Source organism: Pseudomonas sp. A-RE-19, assembly GCF_019956555.1.
Classification (GTDB): Bacteria; Pseudomonadota; Gammaproteobacteria; order Pseudomonadales; family Pseudomonadaceae; genus Aquipseudomonas.
The window spans coordinates 63,403-89,975 of the sequence record NZ_JAHBDQ010000066.1 but is presented as its reverse complement, the minus strand read 5'-3'; the positions used below and the strand labels follow the sequence as shown (position 1 = coordinate 89,975).

Annotated in this window: 22 protein-coding genes; 17 read left to right on the top strand and 5 right to left on the bottom strand. The window is 57.6% G+C overall.

The genetic code is table 11. The features are described from left to right. The first annotated feature begins 30 nt into the window (after positions 1 to 30). The 17 genes from mnmE (at position 31) to glmS (ending at position 17,757) form a co-directional block, all read left to right on the top strand. Complete coding sequence (mnmE, locus tag KGB14_RS24770; protein WP_223489400.1) at positions 31 to 1,401, top strand: tRNA uridine-5-carboxymethylaminomethyl(34) synthesis GTPase MnmE; 1,371 nt, start codon at positions 31 to 33, stop codon at positions 1,399 to 1,401. 549 nt (positions 1,402 to 1,950) lie between these two features. After that, complete coding sequence (gene mnmG, locus KGB14_RS24765; protein WP_223489398.1) at positions 1,951 to 3,849, top strand: tRNA uridine-5-carboxymethylaminomethyl(34) synthesis enzyme MnmG; 1,899 nt, start codon at positions 1,951 to 1,953, stop codon at positions 3,847 to 3,849. After that, positions 3,846 to 4,490, top strand: a complete 645-nt coding sequence (gene rsmG / locus KGB14_RS24760) for a 16S rRNA (guanine(527)-N(7))-methyltransferase RsmG (protein ID WP_223489396.1) — start codon at positions 3,846 to 3,848, stop codon at positions 4,488 to 4,490. The genes mnmG and rsmG overlap by 4 nt, the downstream gene beginning before the upstream one ends. An 18-nt stretch (positions 4,491 to 4,508) precedes the next feature. After that, positions 4,509 to 5,306: a ParA family protein gene (locus tag KGB14_RS24755; protein WP_008007890.1), complete on the top strand. Its 798-nt coding sequence runs from the start codon at positions 4,509 to 4,511 to the stop codon at positions 5,304 to 5,306. A 9-nt stretch (positions 5,307 to 5,315) separates the two neighbouring features. Beyond that, positions 5,316 to 6,188, top strand: a complete 873-nt coding sequence (locus tag KGB14_RS24750; protein WP_223489387.1) for a ParB/RepB/Spo0J family partition protein — start codon at positions 5,316 to 5,318, stop codon at positions 6,186 to 6,188. Positions 6,189 to 6,336: 148 nt separating this feature from the next. After that, entirely contained in the window at positions 6,337 to 6,744 is a 408-nt protein-coding gene (locus KGB14_RS24745) for a F0F1 ATP synthase subunit I (protein WP_223489385.1), read from the top strand. A 16-nt stretch (positions 6,745 to 6,760) separates the two neighbouring features. Further along, positions 6,761 to 7,630, top strand: coding sequence for a F0F1 ATP synthase subunit A (gene atpB / locus KGB14_RS24740; protein ID WP_223489383.1), 870 nt, complete (start codon positions 6,761 to 6,763; stop codon positions 7,628 to 7,630). Positions 7,631 to 7,766: 136 nt separating this feature from the next. After that, the gene (atpE, locus tag KGB14_RS24735; RefSeq protein WP_003097235.1) at positions 7,767 to 8,024 is read left to right on the top strand and encodes a F0F1 ATP synthase subunit C; all 258 of its coding nucleotides are present in this window, start codon (positions 7,767 to 7,769) and stop codon (positions 8,022 to 8,024) included. Between the two features lie 58 nt (positions 8,025 to 8,082). Then, positions 8,083 to 8,553 carry a F0F1 ATP synthase subunit B gene (locus tag KGB14_RS24730; protein WP_223489381.1) on the top strand — a complete coding sequence of 157 codons (471 nt, stop codon included), beginning with the start codon at positions 8,083 to 8,085 and terminating at the stop codon, positions 8,551 to 8,553. A gap of 12 nt (positions 8,554 to 8,565) precedes the next feature. Further along, positions 8,566 to 9,102: a F0F1 ATP synthase subunit delta gene (locus tag KGB14_RS24725; RefSeq protein WP_064621179.1), complete on the top strand. Its 537-nt coding sequence runs from the start codon at positions 8,566 to 8,568 to the stop codon at positions 9,100 to 9,102. Positions 9,103 to 9,123: 21 nt separating this feature from the next. Next, positions 9,124 to 10,668, top strand: coding sequence for a F0F1 ATP synthase subunit alpha (gene atpA / locus KGB14_RS24720; RefSeq protein WP_223489379.1), 1,545 nt, complete (start codon positions 9,124 to 9,126; stop codon positions 10,666 to 10,668). Between the two features lie 50 nt (positions 10,669 to 10,718). Continuing rightward, positions 10,719 to 11,579 carry a F0F1 ATP synthase subunit gamma gene (gene atpG / locus KGB14_RS24715; protein ID WP_223489376.1) on the top strand — a complete coding sequence of 287 codons (861 nt, stop codon included), beginning with the start codon at positions 10,719 to 10,721 and terminating at the stop codon, positions 11,577 to 11,579. A 27-nt stretch (positions 11,580 to 11,606) separates the two neighbouring features. Next, entirely contained in the window at positions 11,607 to 12,986 is a 1,380-nt protein-coding gene (gene atpD, locus KGB14_RS24710; protein ID WP_008007883.1) for a F0F1 ATP synthase subunit beta, read from the top strand. A gap of 45 nt (positions 12,987 to 13,031) precedes the next feature. After that, positions 13,032 to 13,457, top strand: coding sequence for a F0F1 ATP synthase subunit epsilon (locus KGB14_RS24705; RefSeq protein WP_010465460.1), 426 nt, complete (start codon positions 13,032 to 13,034; stop codon positions 13,455 to 13,457). 118 nt (positions 13,458 to 13,575) lie between these two features. Further along, positions 13,576 to 14,943 carry a bifunctional UDP-N-acetylglucosamine diphosphorylase/glucosamine-1-phosphate N-acetyltransferase GlmU gene (gene glmU, locus KGB14_RS24700; protein WP_223489374.1) on the top strand — a complete coding sequence of 456 codons (1,368 nt, stop codon included), beginning with the start codon at positions 13,576 to 13,578 and terminating at the stop codon, positions 14,941 to 14,943. Between the two features lie 203 nt (positions 14,944 to 15,146). Continuing rightward, positions 15,147 to 15,923 carry a DeoR/GlpR family DNA-binding transcription regulator gene (locus tag KGB14_RS24695; protein WP_223489371.1) on the top strand — a complete coding sequence of 259 codons (777 nt, stop codon included), beginning with the start codon at positions 15,147 to 15,149 and terminating at the stop codon, positions 15,921 to 15,923. Between the two features lies 1 nt (position 15,924). Next, positions 15,925 to 17,757, top strand: coding sequence for a glutamine--fructose-6-phosphate transaminase (isomerizing) (glmS, locus tag KGB14_RS24690; protein ID WP_223489369.1), 1,833 nt, complete (start codon positions 15,925 to 15,927; stop codon positions 17,755 to 17,757). 213 nt (positions 17,758 to 17,970) lie between these two features. Here the strand turns inward: glmS and KGB14_RS24685 are convergent, their stop codons facing one another. The 5 genes from KGB14_RS24685 to KGB14_RS24665 form a co-directional block, all read right to left on the bottom strand. Next, on the bottom strand, positions 17,971 to 19,083 hold the full coding sequence (locus KGB14_RS24685; RefSeq protein ID WP_223489367.1) for a hypothetical protein: 1,113 nt from the start codon (positions 19,081 to 19,083) through the stop codon (positions 17,971 to 17,973). A gap of 76 nt (positions 19,084 to 19,159) precedes the next feature. Beyond that, complete coding sequence (locus KGB14_RS24680) at positions 19,160 to 20,335, bottom strand: DUF2252 domain-containing protein (RefSeq protein ID WP_317851053.1); 1,176 nt, start codon at positions 20,333 to 20,335, stop codon at positions 19,160 to 19,162. A gap of 385 nt (positions 20,336 to 20,720) precedes the next feature. Further along, complete coding sequence (locus KGB14_RS24675) at positions 20,721 to 22,160, bottom strand: efflux transporter outer membrane subunit (protein ID WP_223489363.1); 1,440 nt, start codon at positions 22,158 to 22,160, stop codon at positions 20,721 to 20,723. 1 nt (position 22,161) lies between these two features. Further along, entirely contained in the window at positions 22,162 to 25,371 is a 3,210-nt protein-coding gene (locus tag KGB14_RS24670; RefSeq protein WP_223489361.1) for an efflux RND transporter permease subunit, read from the bottom strand. After that, on the bottom strand, positions 25,368 to 26,456 hold the full coding sequence (locus KGB14_RS24665; RefSeq protein ID WP_317851052.1) for an efflux RND transporter periplasmic adaptor subunit: 1,089 nt from the start codon (positions 26,454 to 26,456) through the stop codon (positions 25,368 to 25,370). Before KGB14_RS24665 ends, KGB14_RS24670 begins: the two co-directional genes overlap by 4 nt. Positions 26,457 to 26,573: the final 117 nt, after the last annotated feature.

The window sequence follows — 26,573 nt, the reverse complement described above, 5'->3', positions numbered from 1 at the left end:
TATCTGTCACTTTTGTCTGGATACCGGTTTATGAGCCTTCCTCGTGAAACCATCGCTGCCGTCGCTACCGCTCAAGGTCGCGGCGGTGTGGGCATCGTCCGTATTTCCGGGCCGCTGGCGAGTATGGCGGCCAAAGCCATCAGCGGTCGCGAACTGAAACCGCGGTTTGCCCATTACGGCCCGTTCCTCAGTGCAAATGAAGAGGTACTGGACGAAGGCATCGCGCTGTATTTCCCGGGACCGAACTCGTTTACCGGCGAAGATGTGCTCGAGCTGCAAGGGCACGGCGGGCCGATTGTCCTGGACATGCTGCTCAAGCGTTGCCTGGAACTGGGCTGCCGTCTGGCCCGGCCGGGTGAATTCAGCGAGCGCGCCTTCCTCAACGACAAACTCGACCTGGCTCAGGCCGAAGCCATTGCCGACTTGATCGAGGCAAGTTCTGCACAGGCAGCACGAAATGCTCTGCGTTCGTTGCAGGGTGCGTTTTCCCAACGTGTGCATAACCTCACCGAGCAACTGATAGGCCTGCGTATCTACGTCGAAGCGGCCATCGACTTCCCCGAAGAAGAAATCGACTTTCTCGCCGATGGCCACGTCCTGAGCATGCTCGACAAAGTGCGTGACGAATTATCCACAGTGCTTCGTGAAGCGGGGCAGGGAGCCTTGCTGCGTGACGGCATGACGGTGGTCATTGCCGGTCGGCCGAATGCCGGCAAGTCCAGCCTTCTGAATGCCTTGGCCGGACGGGAAGCGGCGATCGTGACTGAAATCGCGGGCACTACCCGGGACATTCTTCGTGAACATATCCACATTGATGGCATGCCGTTGCATGTGGTCGACACGGCTGGTTTGCGTGATACCGATGACCAGGTGGAAAAGATTGGCGTCGAACGGGCCTTGAAAGCCATCGGCGAAGCGGATCGAGTACTGCTGGTGGTCGACGCCACAGCTCCCGAGGCTCTTGATCCCTTTGCCTTGTGGCCTGAATTCCTTGAAATCCGCCCGGACCCGGCCAAAGTGACACTCATCCGCAACAAAGCTGACCTGACGGGGGAAGCGATTGCCCTGGAAGTCAGTGACGATGGCCATGTCACGATCAGCCTCAGTGCCAAATCCGCCGGCATGGGACTGGAACTGTTGCGCGAACACCTCAAGGCCTGCATGGGTTACGAGCAGACTTCTGAAAGCAGCTTCAGCGCTCGCAGGCGGCACCTGGAGGCACTGCGTCATGCAAGTGCGTCCCTGGAGCACGGCCGTGCGCAGCTGACATTAGCGGGGGCCGGTGAACTGCTGGCCGAAGATTTGCGCCAGGCGCAGCAGTCTTTGGGTGAAATCACCGGTGCATTCAGCTCCGATGACCTGCTGGGAAGGATCTTTTCCAGCTTCTGCATCGGTAAATAGCCCTCTGCATTATCCCCAGACAGGCCGTTCTGGCCTGTCTGCTCTCCCTTTTCTGAAATAGTCCTCTGCTGCCGGGCAGATTTTTCTGCCTGGGCGGATTTTCCGTGCCCGGGATTTGCTCATTCCGTCCTTTTCTGTGGATTAAGCCCTGTGAATAACTGCCGCTAAGGGCAGTTGATAACAGGGCTTCAAAACTGAAGATAACCGCCTCTGTGGATAACCACCCCTTTCATCCACAGGCTTACACCGGTTATCCAAGGGCCTCCTTGGCACATGACCACAGGGTTTTGAATCTCTGTACATATTGAAAACAAAGGGCTGTATGAATCTATCCACAGAAAGGTGGGTCAGTAGAAATAAACATAAAAACAAAGATTTAATAAATTTCTCTCTTTTTAATTTCTATAACCCTGACTTCTCCACAGCTGGTTAAATTTTGTGCAAAGGGTTCTTTAGGAAGGGCGAAGTCCCTATACTTGCCGACCAGGTCCAAAAACCTGAGCTCAAACTATTCCGGATTACCTGACTGAAGCAGGCACGAGGTGCGTGGTGGATTTCCCTTCCCGTTTTGAAGTGATCGTCATCGGCGGCGGTCATGCCGGTACCGAGGCAGCACTGGCGTCAGCACGTATGGGGGCAAAGACCCTGTTGCTGACGCATAACGTGGAAACCCTCGGTGCCATGAGTTGCAACCCCGCCATTGGTGGGATCGGCAAAAGTCATTTGGTTAAAGAAATCGATGCCCTGGGCGGCGCGATGGCCATGGCTACCGATAAAGGTGGTATTCAGTTTCGCGTATTGAACAGCCGCAAAGGCCCCGCCGTGCGTGCAACCCGCGCTCAGGCAGACCGGGTTCTGTACAAGGCCGCTGTCCGCGAAGCCCTGGAAAACCAACCGAACCTGTGGATATTTCAACAAGCCGCCGACGACCTGATCGTCGAGCAGGAACAAGTGCGTGGTGTTGTCACCCAAATGGGCCTGCGTTTCTTCGCAGATTCCGTGGTGTTGACCACTGGCACCTTCCTCGGCGGACTTATCCACATCGGCATGCAGAATTATTCCGGCGGTCGCGCTGGTGATCCGCCGTCGATTGCTCTGGCTCATCGCCTGCGTGAACTGCCATTGCGGGTCGGTCGCCTGAAAACCGGTACGCCGCCGCGTATCGACGGTCGCTCTGTGGATTTCTCGGTGATGACCGAGCAAGCAGGGGATACGCCAATTCCGGTGATGTCGTTCATGGGGTCCAAAGAGCAGCATCCGAAACAGGTCAGCTGCTGGATTACCCACACCAACGCCCGCACCCACGAAATCATCGCCTCCAACCTCGATCGTTCGCCGATGTATTCCGATGCAGGGGTGATCGAAGGCATCGGACCGCGTTATTGCCCATCGATCGAAGACAAGATCCACCGCTTTGCCGACAAGGAAAGCCATCAGGTCTTCATCGAGCCGGAAGGCTTGACCACCCACGAGCTGTACCCGAACGGGATATCCACATCCCTGCCGTTCGACGTGCAATTGCAGATCGTGCAATCGATCCGTGGCATGGAAAACGCGCACATTGTTCGTCCCGGCTACGCCATCGAATACGACTACTTCGACCCGCGTGACCTGAAGTACAGCCTGGAAACCAAAGTGATCGGCGGTTTGTTCTTCGCCGGGCAAATCAACGGCACCACCGGTTACGAAGAAGCCGGCGCCCAGGGTTTGCTGGCCGGAGCCAACGCCGCACTGCGCGCTCAGGGCAAAGACGCCTGGTGCCCGCGTCGCGACGAGGCGTACATCGGCGTTTTGGTCGACGACCTGATTACCCTGGGTACCCAGGAACCGTATCGGATGTTCACCTCCCGCGCCGAATACCGTTTGATCCTGCGCGAAGACAACGCCGACCTGCGCTTGACCGAAAAAGGTCGCGAATTGGGCCTGGTGGATGACTCGCGTTGGGCAGCGTTCTGCAAAAAACGCGAAAGCATCGATCTGGAAGAGCAACGCCTGAAAAGCACCTGGGTTCGCCCGGGCACCGAGCAGGGCGATGCGATTTCCGAGAAGTTCGGTACGCCGCTGACCCACGAATACAATTTGCTCAACCTGCTGAGCCGTCCGGAAATCGACTACGCTGGTCTGATTGCCGTGACCGGTGGGGGCGCAGAAGATCCACAGGTCGCCGAACAGGTCGAAATCAAGACCAAATACGCTGGTTACATCGATCGTCAACAGGATGAAATCGCCCGCCTGCGGGCCAGTGAAGACACCAAATTGCCTGTGGATATCGATTACACGAACATCTCCGGTCTCTCGAAAGAGATCCAGAGCAAGCTCGGTGCGACCCGTCCAGAGACCCTGGGCCAGGCTTCGCGTATTCCGGGCGTGACTCCGGCAGCGATTTCGCTGTTGATGATTCATTTGAAAAAACGCGGCGCGGGCCGTCAGTTGGAGCAAAGCGCTTGAGTTCGTTGGTTACCTCGCAACATGCAGAAGAGTTATCCACAGGTGCTCGCCAGCTTGGTGTCACGCTGACAGAAACCCAGCACGCTCAGCTGCTGGGTTATCTGGCCTTGTTGATCAAATGGAACAAGGCTTACAACCTGACCGCCGTGCGCGATCCGGACGAAATGGTTTCCCGTCACCTGCTCGATAGCTTGAGCGTGATGTCGTTCATCGAAAACGGCCGTTGGCTGGACGTTGGCAGTGGCGGTGGCATGCCGGGGATCCCGTTGGCGATCCTGTTTCCAGAGTCCCAAGTGACCTGTCTGGACAGCAACGGCAAGAAAACCCGCTTCCTGACCCAGGTCAAACTCGAACTCAAACTGGATAACCTGCAAGTTATCCACAGTCGCGTCGAAGCTTTTCAGCCTGAACTGCCATTCAACGGGATCATTTCCCGGGCGTTCAGCAGCATGGAGAACTTCAGCAACTGGACTCGCCATTTGGGCGACGCCGATACACGTTGGCTGGCAATGAAGGGCGTTCATCCCGCCGATGAGCTGGTAGCATTGCCGGCAGACTTCCACCTCGATAGCGAACACGCCCTGGCCGTACCCGGTTGCCAAGGCCAACGCCATCTGCTGATACTGCGCCGCACGGCATGATTGGGAACACAAGCAAGAATGGCTAAGGTATTCGCGATAGCGAACCAAAAGGGTGGTGTGGGCAAGACCACCACCTGCATCAACCTCGCAGCTTCCCTGGTCGCTACCAAGCGTCGGGTGCTGTTGATCGATCTTGATCCACAGGGCAACGCCACCATGGGTAGCGGTGTGGATAAACACGGCCTGGAAAACTCGGTCTACGACCTGCTGATCGGCGAATGCGATCTGGCTCAGGCCATGCACTATTCGGAGCACGGTGGTTACCAGTTGCTGCCGGCCAACCGCGACCTCACCGCGGCCGAAGTCGTTCTGCTGGAAATGCAGATGAAGGAAAGTCGTCTGCGCAGTGCGTTGGCGCCGATCCGTGAAAACTACGATTACATTTTGATCGACTGCCCGCCGTCGCTGTCGATGTTGACGCTCAACGCACTGGTAGCCGCCGACGGGGTCATTATCCCCATGCAGTGCGAGTACTTCGCGCTCGAAGGGTTGAGCGACCTTGTGGATAACATCAAGCGCATTGCCGAACTGCTGAACCCGAACCTGAAAGTCGAAGGCCTGCTGAGGACGATGTACGATCCGCGCCTGAGCCTGATGAACGACGTTTCGGCGCAGCTCAAGGAACACTTCGGCGATCAGCTCTACGACACCGTGATTCCGCGCAACATCCGTCTGGCTGAAGCGCCAAGCTATGGCATGCCGGCACTGGCGTACGACAAATCATCGCGGGGCGCGATTGCCTATCTGGCATTGGCCGGCGAGATGGTTCGCCGTCAACGCAAAAATTCACGCATTGCCGCTGCTCAGGCAACTTAAGGAATCCCCATGGCCGTCAAGAAACGAGGTCTCGGACGTGGACTGGATGCACTGCTGAGTGGTCCGACTGTCAGCTCGCTGGAAGAGCAAGCAGTGCAAGCCGATCAGCGTGAGCTGCAGCACCTGCCGCTGGACCTGCTCCAGCGCGGCAAATACCAGCCGCGTCGGGACATGGACTCACAAGCGCTGGAAGAGCTGGCGCAATCGATCAAGGCCCAGGGTGTGATGCAGCCGATCGTGGTTCGCCCGATCGGTAGCGGGCGCTTCGAAATTATCGCCGGCGAACGCCGCTGGCGCGCCAGCCAGCAGGCTGGCCAGGAAACCATCCCCGCGATGGTTCGCGATGTGTCAGATGAAACTGCCATCGCCATGGCGCTGATCGAGAACATCCAGCGTGAAGACCTCAATCCGATCGAAGAAGCGGTAGCCCTGCAGCGTTTGCAGCAGGAATTCCAGCTGACTCAGCAACAAGTGGCCGAGGCTGTGGGTAAGTCCCGCGTCACCGTGGCCAACCTGTTGCGCCTGATTGCATTGCCGGAAGTCATCAAGACCATGCTGTCTCACGGCGATCTGGAAATGGGTCATGCCCGTGCCTTGCTCGGTTTGCCGGAAAATCAACAGGTTGAAGGGGCGCGACATGTTGTCGCACGGGGGCTGACTGTGCGCCAGACTGAAGCACTGGTTCGCCAGTGGTTGAGTGGCAAACCGGAGCCTGTGGAACCGGCAAAACCGGACCCGGATATCGCCCGGCTCGAGCAGCGCCTGGCCGAGCGCCTAGGCTCTGCGGTGCAGATCCGCCACGGAAAGAAGGGTAAGGGGCAGCTGGTGATCGGCTACAACTCTCTTGATGAACTTCAAGGTGTGCTTGCACACATCCGCTGAAACAATTCCTCATGTAGCGTGAAGTCGGAAATCACTACCTGACAGTTGAATAGGGGCAGAACCGCCCCTATACTCTGCGCGCATTTTGTCGGCACAAATTATGCCAAGTTATTGAATTCTGGCAGCCGACCATTGGGGAGCAAAAGAGATGGAAAACCGCACGCCAGACCGCTTGCCGTTCCATCGCCTGGCAGTTTTCCCGGTGTTAATGGCTCAATTTGTCGTTTTGCTGATCGCCGCTTTGGCGCTCTGGCAATGGCATGGAGTCGTTGCCGGGTACTCAGGACTCTGCGGAGGCCTGATAGCCTTGCTTCCCAATGTTTATTTCGCTCACAGGGCATTTCGGTTTTCCGGCGCCCGAGCAGCTCAAGCCATCGTCCGGTCTTTTTATGCCGGCGAGGCGGGCAAACTGATTTTGACGGCAGTGCTGTTTGCATTGACGTTTGCAGGTGTGAAGCCATTGGCGCCGCTGGCTGTATTCGGCGTCTTCGTGCTGACCCAACTGGTTAGCTGGTTCGCTCCCCTGCTAATGAGAACAAGACTTTCGAGACCTTAGGGCGTTTGAGGCAACCATGGCAGAGACAACCGCTTCGGGCTATATCCAGCACCACTTGCAGAACCTGACCTTCGGTCAGCACCCAACTGGCGGGTGGGGTTTTGCCCACACCGCAGCAGAAGCCAAAGAAATGGGCTTCTGGGCTTTCCACGTCGATACCCTCGGCTGGTCGGTCGCGTTGGGTCTGATCTTCGTTCTTCTTTTCCGCATGGCGGCAAAGAAGGCGACTTCCGGTCAGCCTGGTGCTTTGCAGAACTTCGTTGAAGTATTGGTCGAATTCGTCGATGGCAGCGTGAAAGACAGCTTCCATGGCCGTAGCCCGGTGATTGCGCCGCTGGCACTGACCATCTTCGTCTGGGTGTTCATGATGAACGCCGTCGACCTGGTACCGGTCGACTGGATTCCTCAACTGGCCATCCTGATCTCCGGCGACCACCACATCCCGTTCCGTGCCGTGTCGACTACCGACCCGAACGCGACCCTGGGCATGGCGTTCTCGGTATTCGCACTGATCATTTTCTACAGCATCAAGATCAAGGGCCTCGGCGGCTTTGTCGGCGAACTGACCCTGCACCCGTTCGGCAGCAAGAACATCCTTGTTCAGGCGCTGCTGATTCCGGTGAACTTCCTGCTGGAATTCGTGACCCTGATCGCCAAGCCGATCTCCCTGGCGCTGCGTCTGTTCGGCAACATGTATGCCGGTGAGCTGGTGTTCATTCTGATTGCGGTGATGTTCGGCAGCGGTCTGCTCTGGCTCAGTGGCCTGGGCGTCGTGCTGCAGTGGGCGTGGGCGGTGTTCCACATCCTGATCATCACCCTGCAAGCGTTCATCTTCATGATGCTGACCATCGTCTACCTGTCGATGGCGCACGAAGAAAACCATTAAGACCGGTCTCGACTAGTCTGATGTTCCTCCCGGTCAAACGGGAGGGCGCTCCTCACGGGGCACACTGAAACGATTTGTTTTACCGCTTTAAAATCTAAAAAACCTAAACCATACGACGTAAAAGTCGGGAGGAAAGATGGAAACTGTAGTTGGTCTAACCGCTATCGCTGTTGCACTGTTGATCGGCCTGGGCGCACTGGGTACCGCAATTGGTTTCGGCCTGTTGGGCGGCAAGTTCCTGGAAGGCGCAGCGCGTCAGCCAGAAATGGTTCCAATGCTGCAAGTCAAAATGTTCATCGTTGCCGGTCTGCTCGACGCCGTAACCATGATCGGTGTTGGTATCGCTCTGTTCTTCACCTTTGCGAACCCGTTCGTTGGTCAAATCGCTGGCTAATTACTCGGATTTTCCGGGTAATTTGGTGTGATGGACAACGTAACTGCGAGGTGTTGGCGTGAACATTAATGCGACCCTGATTGGCCAGTCCGTTGCGTTCCTGATTTTTGTACTGTTCTGCATGAAGTTTGTATGGCCTCCGGTCATAGCAGCACTGCACGAACGTCAGAAGAAGATCGCGGATGGGCTGGACGCTGCCAGCCGAGCAGCTCGCGACCTGGAGTTGGCCCAAGAGAAAGTGGGTCAACAACTGCGCGAAGCGAAAGCTCAGGCAGCTGAAATCATCGAGCAAGCCAAGAAACGCGGTAATCAGATCGTCGAAGAGGCTGTTGAAAAAGCCCGTGTCGACGCTGAACGTGTGAAGGTTCAGGCTCAGGCCGAGATCGAACAGGAACTGAACAGCGTCAAAGACGCGCTGCGCGCCCAAGTGGGTAGCCTGGCCGTTGGCGGTGCTGCGAAGATCCTGGGTGCCACAATCGATCAAAACGCGCACGCAGAGCTGGTTAACCAACTGGCTGCTGAAATCTAAGCGAGGGCGATCATGGCAGAACTGACCACGTTGGCCCGACCTTACGCTAAGGCGGCCTTCGAGCACGCTCAGGCCCACCAGCAACTGGCCAATTGGTCAGCCATGCTCGGCCTGGCAGCAGCGGTGTCGCAAGACGACACCATGCAGCGCGTGCTCAAGGCCCCGCGACTGACGAGCGCAGAAAAGGCCGCCACGTTCATTGACGTGTGCGGCGACAAGTTTGATGCCAAGGCACAGAACTTCATTCACGTCGTTGCCGAAAACGACCGTCTCCCGCTTCTGCCGGAGATCGCCGCTCTGTTTGACCTGTACAAGGCCGAACAAGAGAAATCGGTAGACGTTGAAGTGACCAGTGCTTTTGCATTGAACCAAGAACAGCAAGACAAACTCGCCAAGGTTCTCAGTGCACGACTCAACCGGGAAGTGCGCCTGCAAGTCGAGGAAGATTCATCCCTTATTGGGGGTGTTGTCATCCGCGCCGGCGACCTGGTTATCGATGGCTCGATTCGCGGCAAAATCGCGAAACTTGCCGAAGCATTGAAATCTTGAGTTTGAAGGGGCAGCAGAGCAATGCAGCAACTCAATCCTTCCGAAATAAGTGAAATTATCAAGGGCCGCATCGACAAGCTCGATGTGACCTCTCAAGCCCGTAACGAAGGCACTGTCGTCAGCGTATCTGACGGTATCGTGCGGATTCACGGTCTGGCCGACGTCATGTACGGCGAGATGATCGAGTTTCCGGGCGGCGTCTTCGGTATGGCTCTCAACCTGGAGCAAGACTCCGTAGGTGCCGTTGTATTGGGCTCCTACCAGTCTCTGGCTGAAGGCATGAGCGCCAAGTGCACCGGCCGCATCCTCGAAGTTCCAGTTGGTAAGGAACTGCTGGGTCGCGTAGTCGACGCACTGGGTAACCCGGTTGACGGCAAAGGTCCGCTGAACAACACCGAGACCGATGCGGTCGAGAAAGTTGCTCCAGGCGTGATCTGGCGTAAGTCGGTAGACCAGCCTGTACAGACTGGCTACAAGGCTGTCGATGCCATGATTCCTGTCGGCCGTGGCCAGCGTGAGCTGATCATCGGTGACCGTCAGATCGGTAAAACCGCTCTGGCGATCGACGCGATCATCAACCAGAAAGACAGCGGAATTTTCTGCGTCTACGTAGCTATTGGTCAGAAGCAATCGACCATCGCCAACGTTGTTCGCAAGCTGGAAGAAAACGGCGCACTGGCTAACACCATCGTCGTGGCGGCGAGCGCTTCGGAATCTGCAGCACTGCAATTCCTGGCACCGTACTCCGGTTGCACCATGGGTGAATTCTTCCGCGACCGCGGTGAAGACGCGCTGATCGTTTATGACGATCTGTCCAAGCAAGCAGTGGCTTACCGCCAGATTTCCCTGCTGCTGCGCCGTCCACCAGGCCGTGAAGCTTACCCAGGCGACGTGTTCTATCTCCACTCCCGTCTGCTGGAGCGCGCATCCCGCGTTTCGGAAGAATACGTAGAGAAGTTCACCAACGGCGCAGTGACCGGCAAAACCGGTTCCCTGACCGCACTGCCGATCATCGAAACCCAGGCTGGCGACGTTTCCGCGTTCGTTCCGACCAACGTGATTTCCATCACCGACGGTCAGATCTTCCTGGAATCGGCCATGTTCAACTCCGGGATCCGTCCTGCAGTGAACGCCGGTGTTTCGGTATCCCGTGTGGGTGGTGCCGCTCAGACCAAGATCATCAAGAAGCTCTCCGGTGGTATCCGTACCGCTCTGGCTCAGTACCGTGAACTGGCGGCATTCGCCCAGTTCGCTTCTGACCTGGACGAAGCGACCCGTAAGCAACTTGAGCATGGTCAGCGCGTTACCGAGCTGATGAAGCAGAAGCAATACGCACCAATGTCGATCGCTGACATGGCGCTGTCGCTGTATGCCGCTGAGCGTGGGTTCCTGACTGACGTCGAAATCGCCAAGATCGGCAGCTTTGAACAAGCGCTGATTTCTTTCTTCAACCGCGATCACGCCGAATTGATGGCGAAGATCAACGTGAAGGGTGACTTCAATGACGAAATCGACGCTGGCATGAAAGCCGGTATCGAGAAGTTCAAGGCCACCCAAACCTGGTAAGCCGCAGCGGGAGCCGCAAGGCTCCCGCTTGCTAACCTGATAGGTGTTACATGGCAGGCGCAAAAGAGATTCGCAGTAAGATTGCGAGCATCAAAAGCACGCAAAAGATTACCAGCGCCATGGAAAAAGTGGCGGTCAGTAAAATGCGCAAGGCACAAATGCGCATGGCTGCTAGCCGTCCTTATGCGGAGCGCATCCGCCAGGTTATTGGCCATCTGGCCAACGCCAACCCGGAATATCGCCACCCATTCATGATCGACCGTGAAGTAAAGCGCGTCGGTTACGTTGTGGTGAGCAGTGACCGTGGTCTGTGTGGTGGCTTGAACACCAACCTGTTCAAGGCCCTGGTCAAGGACATGGCGGTAAACCGCGAAAACGGCGTCGAGATTGATCTGTGTGTCGTTGGTAGCAAGGGTGCGGCTTTCTTCCGCAACTTCGGCGGTAACGTCGTTGCAGCTATCAGCCACCTGGGTGAAGAGCCGTCGATCAATGACCTGATCGGCAGCGTCAAGGTGATGCTGGATGCCTACCTGGATGGCCGTATTGACCGCCTGTCCGTGGTATCCAACAAGTTCGTCAACACCATGACGCAATCGCCTACCGTGGAGCAGTTGATTCCACTGGTGGCAACCCCGGATCAGGAACTCAAGCACCACTGGGATTATCTGTACGAACCGGACGCCAAAGAGCTGCTTGACGGCTTGATGGTCCGTTACGTGGAGTCGCAGGTCTACCAGGCGGTGGTCGAGAACAACGCGGCTGAACAAGCTGCGCGGATGATCGCGATGAAGAACGCTACCGACAACGCCGGTGATTTGATCAGCGATTTGCAGCTGGTCTACAACAAGGCGCGTCAGGCTGCGATCACCCAAGAGATCTCGGAAATCGTCGGCGGCGCTGCCGCGGTTTAACGGTTCAAATATTCAGAGGATCCAGCTATGAGTAGCGGACGTATCGTTCAAATCATCGGCGCCGTTATCGACGTGGAATTTCCACGCGACAGCGTACCGAGCATCTACAACGCGCTGAAAGTAGTGAGCGCGGCCGAAACCACTCTGGAAGTTCAGCAGCAGCTGGGCGACGGCGTGGTTCGTACCATTGCGATGGGTTCCACCGAGGGCTTGAAGCGCGGTCTGGAAGTCAACGATTCCGGCGCAGCCATCTCCGTCCCGGTCGGTAAAGCGACTCTGGGCCGGATCATGGACGTACTGGGCAACCCGATCGACGAAGCTGGCCCGATCGATACCGAAGAGCGCTGGGGCATTCACCGTCCTGCGCCAACCTTCGCCGAACAAGCGGGCGGCAACGACCTGCTGGAAACCGGCATCAAGGTTATCGACCTGGTTTGCCCGTTCGCCAAGGGCGGTAAAGTCGGTCTGTTCGGTGGTGCCGGTGTAGGCAAAACCGTAAACATGATGGAACTGATCCGTAACATCGCCATCGAGCACAGCGGTTATTCCGTGTTCGCCGGTGTGGGTGAGCGTACTCGTGAGGGTAACGACTTCTACCACGAGATGAAGGATTCCAACGTTCTGGACAAAGTGGCACTGGTTTACGGTCAGATGAACGAGCCGCCGGGAAACCGTCTGCGCGTAGCACTGACCGGCCTGACCATGGCCGAGAAGTTCCGTGACGAAGGTAACGACGTTCTGCTGTTCGTCGACAACATCTATCGTTACACCCTGGCCGGTACTGAAGTATCCGCACTGCTGGGCCGTATGCCTTCCGCAGTAGGTTACCAGCCGACCCTGGCCGAAGAGATGGGTACTCTGCAAGAGCGTATCACTTCGACCAAAAACGGTTCGATCACCTCGATCCAAGCGGTATACGTACCTGCGGATGACTTGACTGACCCGTCGCCAGCGACCACCTTCGCCCACTTGGACGCCACCGTCGTTCTGTCCCGTGACATCGCTTCTCTGGGTATCTACCCGGCGGTCGATCCACTCGACTCGACTTCGCGTCAGCTGGACCCGAACGTGATCGGTCAGGACCACTACGACACCGCTCGCGGCGTACAGTATGTTCTGCAGCGTTACAAAGAACTGAAGGACATCATTGCGATCCTGGGTATGGACGAGCTGTCGGAAGCCGACAAGCAGTTGGTAAACCGTGCTCGTAAGATCCAGCGTTTCTTGTCGCAGCCGTTCTTCGTGGCTGAAGTCTTCACAGGTGCTTCGGGTAAATACGTTTCCCTGAAAGACACCATTGCTGGCTTCAAAGGCATCCTCAACGGTGACTACGACCACCTGCCAGAACAAGCGTTCTACATGGTCGGCGGCATCGAAGAAGCGATCGAGAAAGCCAAGAAACTGTAATCCCGGCGCCCGGCAACGGGCGCTAATTTAGGTTGAGGCAATCAGATGGCTATGACAGTCCATTGCGATATCGTCAGCGCGGAAGGGGAAATCTTTTCCGGCCTGGTCGAGATGGTGGTTGCGCACGGTGCACTGGGTGATCTTGGTATCGCCTTGGGTCACGCGCCGCTGATCACTAATCTCAAGCCGGGTCCTATCCGCTTGATCAAGCAGGGCGGGGAAGAGGAGGTGTATTACATCTCCGGCGGTTTCCTCGAGGTTCAGCCGAACATGGTCAAGGTTCTTGCCGACACTGTGCAACGTGCTGCCGACCTGGACGAAGCCTCCGCTCAGGAAGCCGTTAAGGCTGCCGAGAAGGCCTTGCATGAGCGAGGCGCGGAATTCGATTACGGTTCTGCTGCCGCACGTCTGGCCGAGGCCGCAGCTCAGCTGCGCACCGTCCAGCAGATCCGCAAGAAGTTCGGCCACTAATCGGCCATCAACTTGTTGTGCGATTGATTAAAAAGGGTAGCCTCGGCTACCCTTTTTTCTTTTCCGACTTTCATTACCTGGTCGCAGCCGCTGACCACCCCAGGATTGGTAGCCAGTCATGTCTCTTGAAATCGTTATCCTCGCTGCCGGCCAAGGCACTCGCATGCGTTCGGCCTTGCCTAAAGTCCTGCATCCGATCGCCGGTAACTCCATGCTCGGCCATGTTATCCACAGCGCCCGGCAACTTGATCCACAGCGCATCCACGTAGTGATCGGCCATGGCGCCGAAGCCGTGCGCGAGCGTCTGGCCGCCGATGACCTGAATTTCGTCTTGCAGGACAAACAACTGGGGACCGGTCATGCCGTGGCCCAGGCCGTGCCGTTCATTGAGTCCGACACCGTGCTGATTCTCTATGGTGACGTGCCGTTGATCGAAGTCGAAACCCTGCAGCGTCTGCTCAAGCAGGCTGCACCGCAGCAATTGGGCTTGCTGACTGTCGAGCTGGATGACCCGACGGGCTACGGCCGCATCGTCCGTGATGCCGCCGGCAAGGTGACCGCCATCGTCGAGCAGAAAGACGCCAACGAAGCCGAACGCGCGATCACTGAAGGTAATACCGGCATTCTGGCCGTTCCTTTCGAGCGCTTGGGCGACTGGATGAGCCGGCTCTCCAACAACAACGCCCAAGGCGAGTACTACCTGACCGACGTGATCGCCATGGCGGTCAGCGATGGTCTGGTGGTGGCTACCGAACATCCTCACGATGCCATGGAAGTGCAGGGCGCCAACGATCGCAAACAACTGGCCGATCTCGAGCGTCACTATCAGCTGCGCGCCGCTCGTCGTTTGATGGCTCAAGGCGTGACCCTGCGCGACCCCGCACGTTTTGATGTGCGCGGCGAAGTCATCATTGGTCGCGACGTACTGATCGATATCAACGTGATCCTCGAAGGCAAAGTGGTCATCGAGGACGACGTGGTGATCGGCCCGAACTGCGTGATCAAGGACAGCACCCTGCGCAAAGGCGTGGTGATCAAGGCCAACAGCCATATTGAAGGCGCGATACTCGGCGAAGGCAGCGATGCCGGCCCGTTTGCTCGTTTGCGTCCCGGTACGGTGCTGGAAGCTCGGGCGCATGTGGGTAACTTCGTGGAACTGAAGAACGCTCACTTGGGCGAGGGCGCCAAGGCCGGTCACTTGACGTATCTGGGCGACGCCGAGGTCGGGGCGCGTACCAACATTGGCGCGGGCACCATCACCTGCAACTACGATGGCGCGAACAAGTGGAAAACCGTGCTGGGTGAAGATGTGTTCATCGGTTCCAACAACTCGTTGGTGGCGCCTGTGGATATCTCGGCGGGTGCGACCACGGCGGCGGGGTCGACCATTACCCAGAATGTGGATAAGGCTCAGTTGGCCGTGGGTCGGGCGCGGCAGAAGAACATCGATGGCTGGAAGCGGCCGGAGAAGATCAAGAAGAGTTAAGTTATCCACAGCGCATGATGTGACGCTCATGAGATCGCTTTCGCGGGCAAGCCTCGCTCCTACGGACGGTGATATTCCGTAGGAGCGAGGCTTGCCCGCGAAGCTTTTTATCCACAGATCATTTTGTCGTGTCCCGCTTGACGAAGTTTCGCTAATAGGCTTTGATTGCTTACGTTATCTTTCGAATCGAAACTTACCAAGCCATGTCGAAACGCAATACGCCCCAACGCCGCCATAACATCCTCGCCTTGCTCAACGAGCAGGGAGAAGTGAGCGTGGATGAATTGGCCAAGCGCTTCGAAACCTCGGAAGTTACGATTCGCAAGGATTTGGCAGCGCTTGAAAGCAACGGTCTGCTGCTGCGTCGTTATGGCGGAGCGGTCACCATGCCTCAGGAGTTGGTCGCGGACGTTGGCCAACCGATTTCCAAGTACAAGCAGGCCATTGCCCGCGCCGCCGTCACGCGGATCCGCGAGCATGCACGAATCATCATCGACAGCGGCAGCACCACCGCTGCGATGATCCCGGAACTCGGCCAACAACCGGGTCTGGTGGTGATGACCAACTCCTTGTATGTCGCCAATGCTTTGAGCGAACTCGAGCACGAGCCGGTGCTGTTGATGACCGGGGGCACCTGGGACCCGCACTCCGAGTCCTTCCAGGGTCAGGTGGCCGAGCAAGTACTACGCTCATATGACTTCGATCAGTTATTTATCGGTGCCGACGGCATCGATTTGGTGCGCGGGACCACCACTTTCAATGAATTGCTGGGCTTGAGCCGGGTCATGGCCGAAGTTGCCCGCGAAGTGATCGTGATGGTCGAGGCCGACAAGATCGGCCGCAAAATTCCCAATCTGGAGCTGCCATGGAGCAGCGTCCATACCCTCATTACCGATGATCGTTTGCCATTGGAGGCACGCGATCAGATTCAGGCCCGCGGCATTAATTTGATTTGCGCCGCCGTCAGTCAGGAGAACTAGCATGTGTGGAATTGTCGGTGCAGTCGCAGAACGTAACATTACCGCCATCCTGCTCGAAGGCCTCAAGCGCCTGGAATACCGTGGCTATGACAGCGCCGGTGTGGCGGTGTACACCAACGATGAAAAACTTTTGCGCGTGCGTCGTCCGGGCAAGGTCAGCGAACTGGAACAGGCGCTGATCCAAGAACCTCTGGTCGGCCGTCTGGGCATTGCCCACACCCGCTGGGCGACCCATGGCGCGCCGTGCGAACGCAACGCTCACCCGCATTTTTCAGGCGATCTGGCGGTGGTGCACAACGGCATCATCGAAAACCATGAAGCCCTGCGCGAGCAACTCAAGGCTTTGGGCCACGTGTTCACGTCGGACACTGATACCGAAGTCATCGCGCATTTGCTGCACGAAAAACTCAATGAGCAGCCCGATCTCACCGCGGCCCTGAAAGCGACCGTCAAAGAGCTGCACGGTGCTTACGGCCTGGCCGTTATCAGCGCTCGGCAACCGGATCGTCTGGTCGCCGCTCGCAGTGGCAGCCCACTGGTGATCGGTCTGGGCCTGGGTGAAAACTTCCTGGCCTCCGACCAATTGGCGCTGCGCCAGGTCACCGACCGCTTTATGTACCTGGAAGAAGGCGATATCGCCGAAATTCGCCGCGACAGCGTGCAAATCTGGGACATCAACGGCGCACTCGTCGAGCGTGAAAGCGTCCAGTACCGTGACGGGGCCGAAGCCGCCGACAAAGGCGAATTCCGGCATTACATGCTCAAGGAGATTCACGAGCAGCCGGCTGTGGTGCAACGCACTCTTGAAGGTCGTCTGAGTCAGAACCAGGTGCTGGTCGAGGCGTTCGGTCCCCAAGCTGCCGAGCTGTTCGCCAAGGTGCGCAATGTACAGATCGTCGCCTGTGGCACCAGCTATCACGCCGGTATGGTTGCCCGTTACTGGCTCGAAGAACTGGCGGGCATTCCGTGTCAGGTTGAAGTCGCCAGCGAATTCCGCTATCGCAAAGTAGTGGTGCAGCCGAACACGCTGTTCGTGAGCATCTCTCAGTCCGGTGAAACCGCCGACACCCTGGCCGCCCTGCGCAATGCCAAGGAGCTGGGTTTCCTCGCCAGCCTGGCAATCTGCAACGTCGGCATCAGCTCTCTGGTGCGTGAATCGGACCTGACCCTGCTGACCCAGGCCGGTCGCGAAATCGGCGTGGCCTCGACCAAAGCCTTCACCACTCAACTGGTCGGCCTGCTGTTGCTGACCCTGTCTCTGGGTCAGGTTCGCGGTACGTTGGCCGAAGGTGTCGAAGCCACGCTGGTCGAAGAACTGCGTCGCCTGCCGACCCGTTTAGGTGAAGCGCTGGCCATGGACAGCACCGTGGAGAAAATCGCCGAGCTGTTCGCCGAGAAGAACCACACATTGTTCCTCGGTCGTGGCGCGCAATTCCCGGTGGCGATGGAAGGTGCTCTCAAGCTCAAGGAAATCTCCTACATCCACGCGGAAGCCTACCCGGCGGGCGAACTGAAACATGGCCCGTTGGCGCTTGTGGATAACGATATGCCGGTGGTCACCGTGGCACCCAACAACGAGTTGCTGGAGAAGCTGAAGTCCAACCTCCAGGAAGTCCGTGCCCGTGGTGGTGAGCTGATCGTCTTCGCCGACGAGCAGGCCGGCATGACCGATGGCGAAGGCACTCATGTTGTCCAGATGCCGCACATCCACGACATCCTGTCGCCGATCCTCTATACCATTCCGTTGCAGCTGCTCTCCTACTACGTCGCCGTGTTGAAAGGCACGGACGTTGACCAGCCGCGCAACCTGGCGAAGTCGGTGACGGTGGAATAAGTTATCCACAGGTGATCGAAATCTCACTGTCACAAAACAACAGAGGTTGTCACGGTTGCTTCCCCGGCGTCGGGGTCGCAACCGCAATCTTTATGAGGTTGTGACGCTATGCACCCTGCGCTGTGACTCGATAGCATGAGGTCCCCTCTCTGCCAGCAACTCCCCGCGACATGGCCAAAAAGCTGTTCAAGGTATGTGCGCTACCGTAGTCGTTCAGTTGGCGGGTACGGTGATCACGGGCGTCTGTGGCGCCACGCCCGTTTCGGCGAGCGAAAACAGTACGAGAACGAACAAGAACTCCGATTTGGATTTCATGTCGCGGTCATCGATCCAGAACCAATAGTCGCGATAGCGAACGGCCGCATAGGCATCGATTGGCCGTTCCCTGCTCGAATGAATGCGCACCAATGGTTCGTCCCATGGGCTTGCGTGCTCAGGCGCGGCAGGCGCCGGGTTTGCACGTCCTTCCTGCAAATGTGCAGGTGGAACCTCGATGGTTGCGGCCAGCTCCACGAAGATTTCCGACATGGAGCGAGTGAGTAACGCAACCTCGGTGTCATACCTTTGCACCATGCCGAACGTCAGACTCAGTTCGCTAGCATCGGGGCTCAGGTGAAGGAGTTCTCGCACCTTTCGGCGATCGTTCTCGACCTCGCCGGAGACGTCCCGCGAGATCAGGACGAGCATGCTTTCATCGCTGCTTCGTTGATTGATGCGCATCCCCAGTGACTCGGAGCGCTGGATCCGTCTGAACGCTTCCAGTAACTCGTAGAAACGTGGATCCGCTGCTCGAAAACGTGAGGGTGATGTGGATCGGTTATAGACACCGTTAACGGCACTGGTGGTCAATTGCAGGACGCGATCGATGGGATAGCCCGCCTGAATCAGGGAGAATACGGCAGCCGGCGATAGGGGTTGCAGCAAATAGCGAGAGAATCTCTCCCCGGAAAGCGGGGTGTAGCTGATCGTCGGGCGATCCGTATACACGCCGGAAGCCCCGATGGCCTGGCTGTTTCCGTCGTTGGGAAATCCCGAATACCAACTGGCTGCGAGGTTGACCTGACTTTGCATCGCGCTCGAGGCGATGACCGAGGAAACTTCGAGGAACACCGGCGCATCTGCGTAGCGCAATTTGACGATATTGAGCAGTGTCTGTTCTTTCCAGGTCGAGGCAATGACCGTGCTGTAATCTGTACGGTCACGCTGAATCGAGTTCGGCCCCATCGTTGTGCATCCGGCGACGCAGCAGGCAACAACGAAGAACGCTACTTGGCGGGTACAGCCCGGCAAAAGCCTGGTCTTCGATGCTGAAGGATCGTGATCCATGGCCTTGCCTCACTACGTTTTGTGGCACCTGGCAATCGGGTTCTGCATGCGAGCAAGGTTGCACGCGGGATCGGTTTCATAAGTCTTCTTCTCTCAACGCTTTGATGCGTCCTGATTTTTCAGCGGCCACCAGCGATGCATAGTCTTTCGCATTTTGCTCTGCATAGCTCAGGGCAAACTTGCCAATGGCCAGATCGAAGGTGTCCGATTTTCCCAAATAGCCACTGATGAGTGCAGCATCCCCGGATTTGGCGTGGGCACGGGCCAGGGTGAGACCGCACAACTCGGCATACAACTTCATTTGATCGACCGTCGCGCCTTCGACAGGGGCCGCCATTTTCATGTCCCGCAACTGCCGCACGAAGAAATGCCGGCCATTTTTCCCCTGCGTCCAGCCCAGAAAAATATCGCTGGAGGACTGCATCAGCCGTTGCCCGGTGACAACGCGCTCACCTTGATTCTCGAAGTCGCTCTTGTCTGTAAAAGGAGCCAGCACCGAGGGACAGGCTTCCTTGAATTGCAGGAGCAACGGGTGGTTTTCCGCGGAAAAGAACAGGCCGACAAAACAATAGGTGCCGACGCTGCCGATCCCGACAGCCTTGACGACAAAGTCTTCGAGTCGGTAACGATCGAAAAGCACACGCCGTTCAAGGGGCAGCGATAATCGATAGTCTTTCAGCGCCATCTGCACGCGTTGTGCGAAGTCCTTTTCATAGATATGAAACAGTATCGGCGGCTGATCGAGCAGGCGCCGACGCCCCGCCACTTCGTTGCTGATCGTCGGATAAAGGTAATCGCCGATGCGTGCTTTGGCCTTGGCGATCAGCTGTTCTCTATTTTTTTTGATTTTGGCATTGGGGGCCATGTCGATGATCATTTGAGCGTCCATGCGGTCATACCAGACCTCCAACGGGCTCATCTTCGACAGTTTGCGCAGTCGCTCGCGGTAAGCACGAACACACTCGACCGTTATCGCCTGGGCGTCTTTGTCGCTGAGCCGGTTGTCCCGGGCGGCCACGACGAAACTGACTGCCAGGCGTTTTACATCCCATTCCCAAGGGGCAGGAAGGGTTTCGTCGAAATCGTTGATGTCAAAAATCAGGTTGCGTTCAGGGGTCGCAAACAGTCCGAAGTTCAAGAGATGACAATCCCCGCAAGCCTGGACCTGAATGCCCGTATTCGGAGTATTAGCCAAGTCATGAGCCATCACCCCCGCAGAGCCGCGCAGAAAGGTGAACGGGCTATGTAACATGCGCCCGTAGCGGACAGGAATCAGATTGGGCAGGCGATATCGATTCGACGCTTCCAGGATTTCAATAGGGTCGCGGTGTTTGCGCTTCGGCTTCCAAACGGCGTGAAGTGCGTGCGGCAAGCTCTCGGATAAACGTTCACCCGCTTCCAGGCGTTCTTTGCGCGAGCGAAAAATCGGTTCGTCACCCCCCATGCTCTTTGCGTCCTTCACCGCACCTTTGATAGGACTCTTCTTGCTGCGAGACATGTCCGCTCCTTTATTCAACGAAGTCGAGTGCTCTTGGGTACTACTCAGTCAACCCACGGTTGCAATAAGCCGTAATCAGGACAAGGCCGTAGCCACTTTCCATCCTGAGGTTGCACCGATTAATCGCTCAGCCAGCAATCTACCGCTGGCCTGATTGTTCGGCGGCGGTTGCCGTCAGCTTGTCAGCCTGATTCACCCAACCTCCGCCGGTTGCCTTGTACAGATCAATCATGCTGGTGAACACCGAGCCACGGGTGCGGGTGTAATTCAATTCGGCATCAAACAGGCTACGCTCGGCGTCCAGCACCTCGATGTAGCTGGTGTAGCCGTTGTCATAGCGCAGCCGTGCGTAATGGGCATAAGTGCGCAGAGCCTCCACCTGCCTTGACTGGTAGTCCATCTGCTCTCTGGATTTGCTCGACGCGACCAAGGCATTTTCAACGTCCCTGAACGCTGATTGAATCGCCTGTTGGTACGTCAGCAGCGCTTGTTGTTGGAAGGCTTCGGCTTGCTGCACCTGCCCGGCGATACCGCCGGCAGTGAAGATCGGCATGCTCGCCGCAACACCATAGGACCAGGTGGAGGCGGGCCCGGTGAACAGGTTCGACAGTTGATTGCTGACAGAACCCAACAGCCCGGTCAGGGAAATGGTCGGGAAATACTGGGCCTTGGCCGCGCCGATCTGGGCATTTGCCGAGATCAGATTCAGCTCTGCCTGACGCAAATCAGGTCGCCGTTCGAGCAAATCCGACGGTAAGCCGGCAGGCACCGATGGCAGATTCAGTTGAGCCAGGTCATGCCCGCGGATGATTGGCCCCGGGTTGCGGCCAAGCAATACGGCCAGGGCGTTTTCCTGTTGCGCGACCAACGGTTCGAATTGCGCAACCGACGCCTGGGTGCGCTCGTATTCGGATTGGTTCTGCGCCAATTCCATTTCGGAAATGGTGCCAGCACCATAGCGCAGTTTGAATATCTCGTAGGAATCACCGCGCGCCTTGGCGGTCGTGCGGGCGATTTCCAGCTCCCGGTCGAGATCGCGCAGGGTCACGTAACTCGACGCTACCGAAGCCACCAGGCTCAATATGACGCTTCGACGGCCTTCTTCCGAAGCCAGCAGATCGGCACGGGCGGATTCGTCGAGGCGGCGCAAACGGCCCCAGATATCAAGTTCCCAGTTCACGCTGAGAATGGCCTGGTAGTTGTTGAACACCGGATCTACCGACGGATCCAGCGGTACCGGACCATTGTCTCGCGGCGACCGGCTCCGCTGACCCTGGGCTCCCAGCCCGACTTGTGGAAACAACAGGGAACGGGTCTGGCCGTAACGGCCCTGGAACTCTTCCACCCGCGCGGCGGCAATCTTGATGTCTTTGTTTTCGAGCAACGCGGTGCGGATCAGATCATTCAGGACGGGGTCCTGGAACTGCTCCCACCACAGCGTGTTCGACAGATTCTTTGCTTCATTGTCCGCATAACGGTAGGCCGCGGGGGTTTCAACATTTGGGTGTTGGTAGTCAGGACCCACCATGCAACCCGCCAGGCTCAGACACAACAACAGTGGGAGAGGGAACTCACGCATCTCAATCCCCCTCATGTCTGTTTTGCGCCGCGCCGTCGGGAATCTGCGCAGCCTGCGCCGGTGCAACCAGCTCAACAGCTTTTTGGGCTCCCTCCTTTTCCCCGAACATTCGCTCCACCAGGTAATAGAAGAGGGGGATAAAGAAGATCGCGATCACCGTCGCCGCCAGCATGCCGCCAATGACCCCTGTACCAATGGAGTGACGGCTGTTCTCGGAGGCACCGACAGCAATGGCCAGCGGAACGCAGCCGAGGATGAACGCCAGGGAAGTCATCACGATAGGCCGCAAGCGCTCCCTTGCGGCGGTCATGGCGGCGTCGTAGGCAGACATGCCGTTTTCCCGGTTCAGGACCGCAAACTCGAATATCAGGATGGCGTTCTTGGCGGCCAGGGCCACCAGCATGGTCAAGCCGATCTGGAAGTAGACGTCATTGCTCAACCCCCGCATCAATACCGCAAGCAGCGCGCCGAACAATGCAAAGGGCACGGCCAGCAGCACGCCGATGGGCAGGGACCATTTTTCGTATTGGGCCGCCAGGATCAGGAACACCATGACCAGGCCGAAGATGAACACCTGAGAGGAGGCCCCTCCGCTTTTTTTCTCCTCGAATGCTTCGCCACTCAAGGCCAGGGCGTAGTCGTTGGTCATGATTTCAGCGCTGATTTCTTCCAGGGCCTTGAGCGCCTGGCCGGAACTGTAGCCGGGGGCTGCGTTGGCGGTGAGTTTGACCGCAGGGAAGTTGTTGAAACGGGTCAGCAGATCGGGACCTGTGACGTAGCGGGTGGTCAGCAAGGCTTTGAGTGGCACCATTTCAAGGTTTTTGCTGCGCACGTAGATCTGTTGCAGGTCTTCGGCCTTGAGCCGATAGCTCGGTTCAGCCTGCAGAATCACCTGCCACAACCGGCTGAATTTGTTGAATTGAGAAACATAGAGAGAGCCGAACATGGTTTGCATGGTGCTGTATACGTCTTCCACCGGCACGCCCAACGTCTCTGCCTTTTCCCGGTCTACGTTGACCAGCAATTGCCGGGAAAACACATTGAAGGTGGAGGTAATGGCGCCGAGTTCCGGGCGCTGTTTGGCTTTTGCGACAAGGTTGCCGACCATTTCAGCCAGTTGGTCGACACTGGCGTCCCCCTTGCTTTGAACCCATACCTCCATGCCGCCTGTGGTGCCCAGGCCGGGAATGGACGGCGGATTGACCGGCAGAATGATCCCGCCCTGTACCGTGGAAAAAGCGCGGGCGGCTTTTTGAATCACCACAGGGGCGCTTTGTTCCTTGATCGTTTCCGAGTCCTTGTAGCGCTCCTCGAAATCCTTGAACCCGACGAAGAAGGCGGCAGCATTGTTCTTGTTCTGGCCGTCGAGCAGGCTGTAGCCGTTAACGATGGCGACGCCCTCGACGGACTCATCGTTCATGAAGAAGTCACTGGCTATTTTGCCCACCTCGCCGGTGCGATCCAGGCTGGCGGCATCCGGCATGATCACGGCCCCCAGCAAATAACCCTGGTCTTCCGGTGGCAGGAAGGCACTGGGAATGCGCTGCGCCATCACCAGAATCAGCGCGATCATGCCGGCAAAGAGTAACAACGCCAGCACAAAGCGCTTGATCATAAAGGCCACCGCGCGCGAGTAGCCCTCGGTCATGCGTTCGAAGCTGCGCTCGAACCAGCGAAAAAATGCGTTTTTATCACCATGCTGAGGCTTGAGCAGCAGCGCGGCCAAGGCCGGTGAAAGTGTCAAAGCGACCAGGCCGGAGATCACCACGGAGATGGCAATGGTGATTGCGAACTGTTTGTAGAGTTGGCCTGTGATCCCCCCCATGAATGCCACCGGGATGAACACCGCGCACAACACCAGCACGATCGCCACCACCGGCCCCGCCACTTCATCCATGGCCCGTTTGGCGGCGTCTTTGGGAGACATTTTGTGGACCTGCATATTACGTTCGACGTTTTCGATCACCACGATGGCGTCGTCCACCACGATGCCGATCGCCAGCACCATGCCGAACAGTGTCAGCATGTTCACTGAAAACCCCAACGCCGACATGCCGATGAAGGTGCCGACAATCGACACCGGCACCGCCAGCACCGGGATCAGGGTGGCACGCAGGCTCTGCAGGAAGATGAAAACCACCACAACCACCAACACCAGCGCTTCGAAAAAGGTGTGTATCACCTCGGAAATCGACGCGCGGGTAAACGCCGTAGTGTCCATGACGATCTTGTATTCGATCCCCTCGGGAAAGGTCGACTTCATTTGCGCCAGGGTCGAGGTGACCGCTGCCGAGACGTCGAGTGCGTTTGCGCCGGGTTGTTGATACACCGCAATCAATGTCGCCGGACGGCCCTGGTAGGTACTGCGCAATGAGTAGTCTTTCTGCCCGAGCTCGGCCCGGCCGATATCCTTGAGACGAACGATTGCAGCCCCATCATTGCTGGCGCGCAAGATGATGTTCTCGAACTCGGCAGGTTCGGTCAGCCGGCCTTTGGTCGTCACTGCAAAGGACTGCTCCACGGCCTGGCCCGTAGGGGATTGACCGACACGGCCTACGGCGAATTGCTGGTTCTGGTTGGCGACAGCTTTCTGCACGTCGGCGGCGGTAATCCCCAACTGAGCCATTCGATCGGGTTTAAGCCAGATCCGCATGGCGTAGTCCGGCGTACCAAAAATACTGGCCTGGTTGGCGCCCGGAATACGCTTGATTGCATCCAGAATGTAGAGGTTTGCGTAGTTGGCGACATAGGTGCTGTCATAACGCTCGCCGGCAGAGTACACGGCGAGAACCATCATGAACGCCGAGGATTTCTTCTGCACCTGTATACCCTGGCTCTGAACGGCGGAGGGCAGTTGCGGCAAGGCCAGATTGACCCGGTTTTGCACGTCCACCTGGGCAAGAGAAGGGTCGGTGCCAATCTCGAAGAAGACGTTGAGGGTCATGTTGCCCGTCGCGGAGCTCGACGAGTTCATGTAGATCATGTTGTCGGCGCCGTTGACCTGCTGCTCGATAGGCGCTGCCACATTATTGGCCACGACTTGTGCATCGGCCCCCGGGTAGGTCGCTGAAACCGTAATTTGCGGCGGCGTGATATCCGGGTACTGGGCGACCGGCAGTTTGACCATCGCAACTGCGCCAGCCAAGGTGATGATGATCGAGATCACCGAAGCGAAGATGGGGCGATCAATGCAATAGTGTGAAATGCTCATGGGCTACGCCCAGCGTCTTGCGCCGACGTACCGGCTTTCGGTTTCGCCGTCGTCTCGCCTGCCTGCGCGGGGGGAGGGGGGGCGATGATATTCAGCTGCGCTCCGGGTGCCACTCTGATCGCACCATCGACCACTATGCGCTCGCCGGCTTGCAACCCTTTGGTAATGAACCAGTCATCACCATGCCAGTCGCCCACTTCGACAATGCGTTGCTCGGGCTTGCCCTCTGCATTGACCACCCACACGAAATGGCTCTTGGCGCCCTCCAGTACCGCCTTCTGCGGCACCACAATGGCGTTAGGCCTGGAAGCTCCGATTGCCCGCGCCCGCACGAATTGCCCGGGACGCAGTTGGGCGGTCGGGTTGGCGACTACGGCGCGGACCAGAAAGGTACCAGTCTCCTGGCTATAAGAGGGCGCGGCAAAATTCAGGCGACCACGGTCAGGTACCACTGAGCCGTCGGCCAGCACCACCTCGACGACAAACTCACTGCGCGGGGGGAATATGAGATGTCCGGCAGCAATCTCGTCGCGGTATTTGAGCGTCTCGTTTTCCGAAAGACTGAAGTTGACATAGATCGGGTCCATCTGTGACACAGTGGTCAACAGCCCTGATTCGCCTGGAGTGACGTAACTGCCTTCCTGTTTTTTGGCAAAACTTGAAAGACCGGTGAGGGGGGAGGCTATGGTGGTGTAACTGAGGTTCAACTGCTCGGTGCGAACCGTGCCCTCGGCGGCGAGTACGGCGGCCCGTGTCTGACGCTCATCGCCGACGGCGTTGTCCAGATCCATCTTGCTGACCGCATTCTGCGCCGCCAAGGGACGGACGCGGGCCAACGTAGACTTGGCCACTTCCCAGCGTGCCTGTTGTTGAGCCAATTGCCCCTGGGCTGACAGCAACGCGGCTTCAAAAGGTTTGCGGTCCATTTGAAACAGCGTTTGCCCGGCCTTCACCAAATCGCCTTCGGTGTACAGCCGTTTCTCCAGGAAGCCGGCAACTCGAGCGCGGATCTCCACCTCGCGGGAGCTCTGTGTCTGGGCAACGAATTCGAACGAGACCGGGGTGTCGCGCGCGGTGACCGTCATGACCGTTACATCGGGGGCTTGACGGGCCAGGGTAGTGGGCTCTTTGCCACAACCGGCAACCAGGCCCAAGACCCCTATCATCATCGCGATGGGCAAGCCGACGAGCTGTCTGACGAC

Coding starts and splice junctions, on each gene's coding strand:
- mnmE (WP_223489400.1), top strand. CDS start 31: ATGAGCCTTCCTCGTGAAACCATCGCTGCCGTCGCTACCGCTCAAGGT.
- KGB14_RS24755 (WP_008007890.1), top strand. CDS start 4,509: ATGGCTAAGGTATTCGCGATAGCGAACCAAAAGGGTGGTGTGGGCAAG.
- KGB14_RS24750 (WP_223489387.1), top strand. CDS start 5,316: ATGGCCGTCAAGAAACGAGGTCTCGGACGTGGACTGGATGCACTGCTG.
- KGB14_RS24745 (WP_223489385.1), top strand. CDS start 6,337: ATGGAAAACCGCACGCCAGACCGCTTGCCGTTCCATCGCCTGGCAGTT.
- atpB (WP_223489383.1), top strand. CDS start 6,761: ATGGCAGAGACAACCGCTTCGGGCTATATCCAGCACCACTTGCAGAAC.
- atpE (WP_003097235.1), top strand. CDS start 7,767: ATGGAAACTGTAGTTGGTCTAACCGCTATCGCTGTTGCACTGTTGATC.
- KGB14_RS24725 (WP_064621179.1), top strand. CDS start 8,566: ATGGCAGAACTGACCACGTTGGCCCGACCTTACGCTAAGGCGGCCTTC.
- atpA (WP_223489379.1), top strand. CDS start 9,124: ATGCAGCAACTCAATCCTTCCGAAATAAGTGAAATTATCAAGGGCCGC.
- atpG (WP_223489376.1), top strand. CDS start 10,719: ATGGCAGGCGCAAAAGAGATTCGCAGTAAGATTGCGAGCATCAAAAGC.
- atpD (WP_008007883.1), top strand. CDS start 11,607: ATGAGTAGCGGACGTATCGTTCAAATCATCGGCGCCGTTATCGACGTG.
- KGB14_RS24705 (WP_010465460.1), top strand. CDS start 13,032: ATGGCTATGACAGTCCATTGCGATATCGTCAGCGCGGAAGGGGAAATC.
- glmU (WP_223489374.1), top strand. CDS start 13,576: ATGTCTCTTGAAATCGTTATCCTCGCTGCCGGCCAAGGCACTCGCATG.
- KGB14_RS24695 (WP_223489371.1), top strand. CDS start 15,147: ATGTCGAAACGCAATACGCCCCAACGCCGCCATAACATCCTCGCCTTG.
- glmS (WP_223489369.1), top strand. CDS start 15,925: ATGTGTGGAATTGTCGGTGCAGTCGCAGAACGTAACATTACCGCCATC.
- KGB14_RS24685 (WP_223489367.1), bottom strand. CDS start 19,083: ATGGATCACGATCCTTCAGCATCGAAGACCAGGCTTTTGCCGGGCTGT.
- KGB14_RS24680 (WP_317851053.1), bottom strand. CDS start 20,335: ATGTTACATAGCCCGTTCACCTTTCTGCGCGGCTCTGCGGGGGTGATG.
- KGB14_RS24675 (WP_223489363.1), bottom strand. CDS start 22,160: ATGCGTGAGTTCCCTCTCCCACTGTTGTTGTGTCTGAGCCTGGCGGGT.
- KGB14_RS24670 (WP_223489361.1), bottom strand. CDS start 25,371: ATGAGCATTTCACACTATTGCATTGATCGCCCCATCTTCGCTTCGGTG.
- KGB14_RS24665 (WP_317851052.1), bottom strand. CDS start 26,456: ATGACGGTCACCGCGCGCGACACCCCGGTCTCGTTCGAATTCGTTGCC.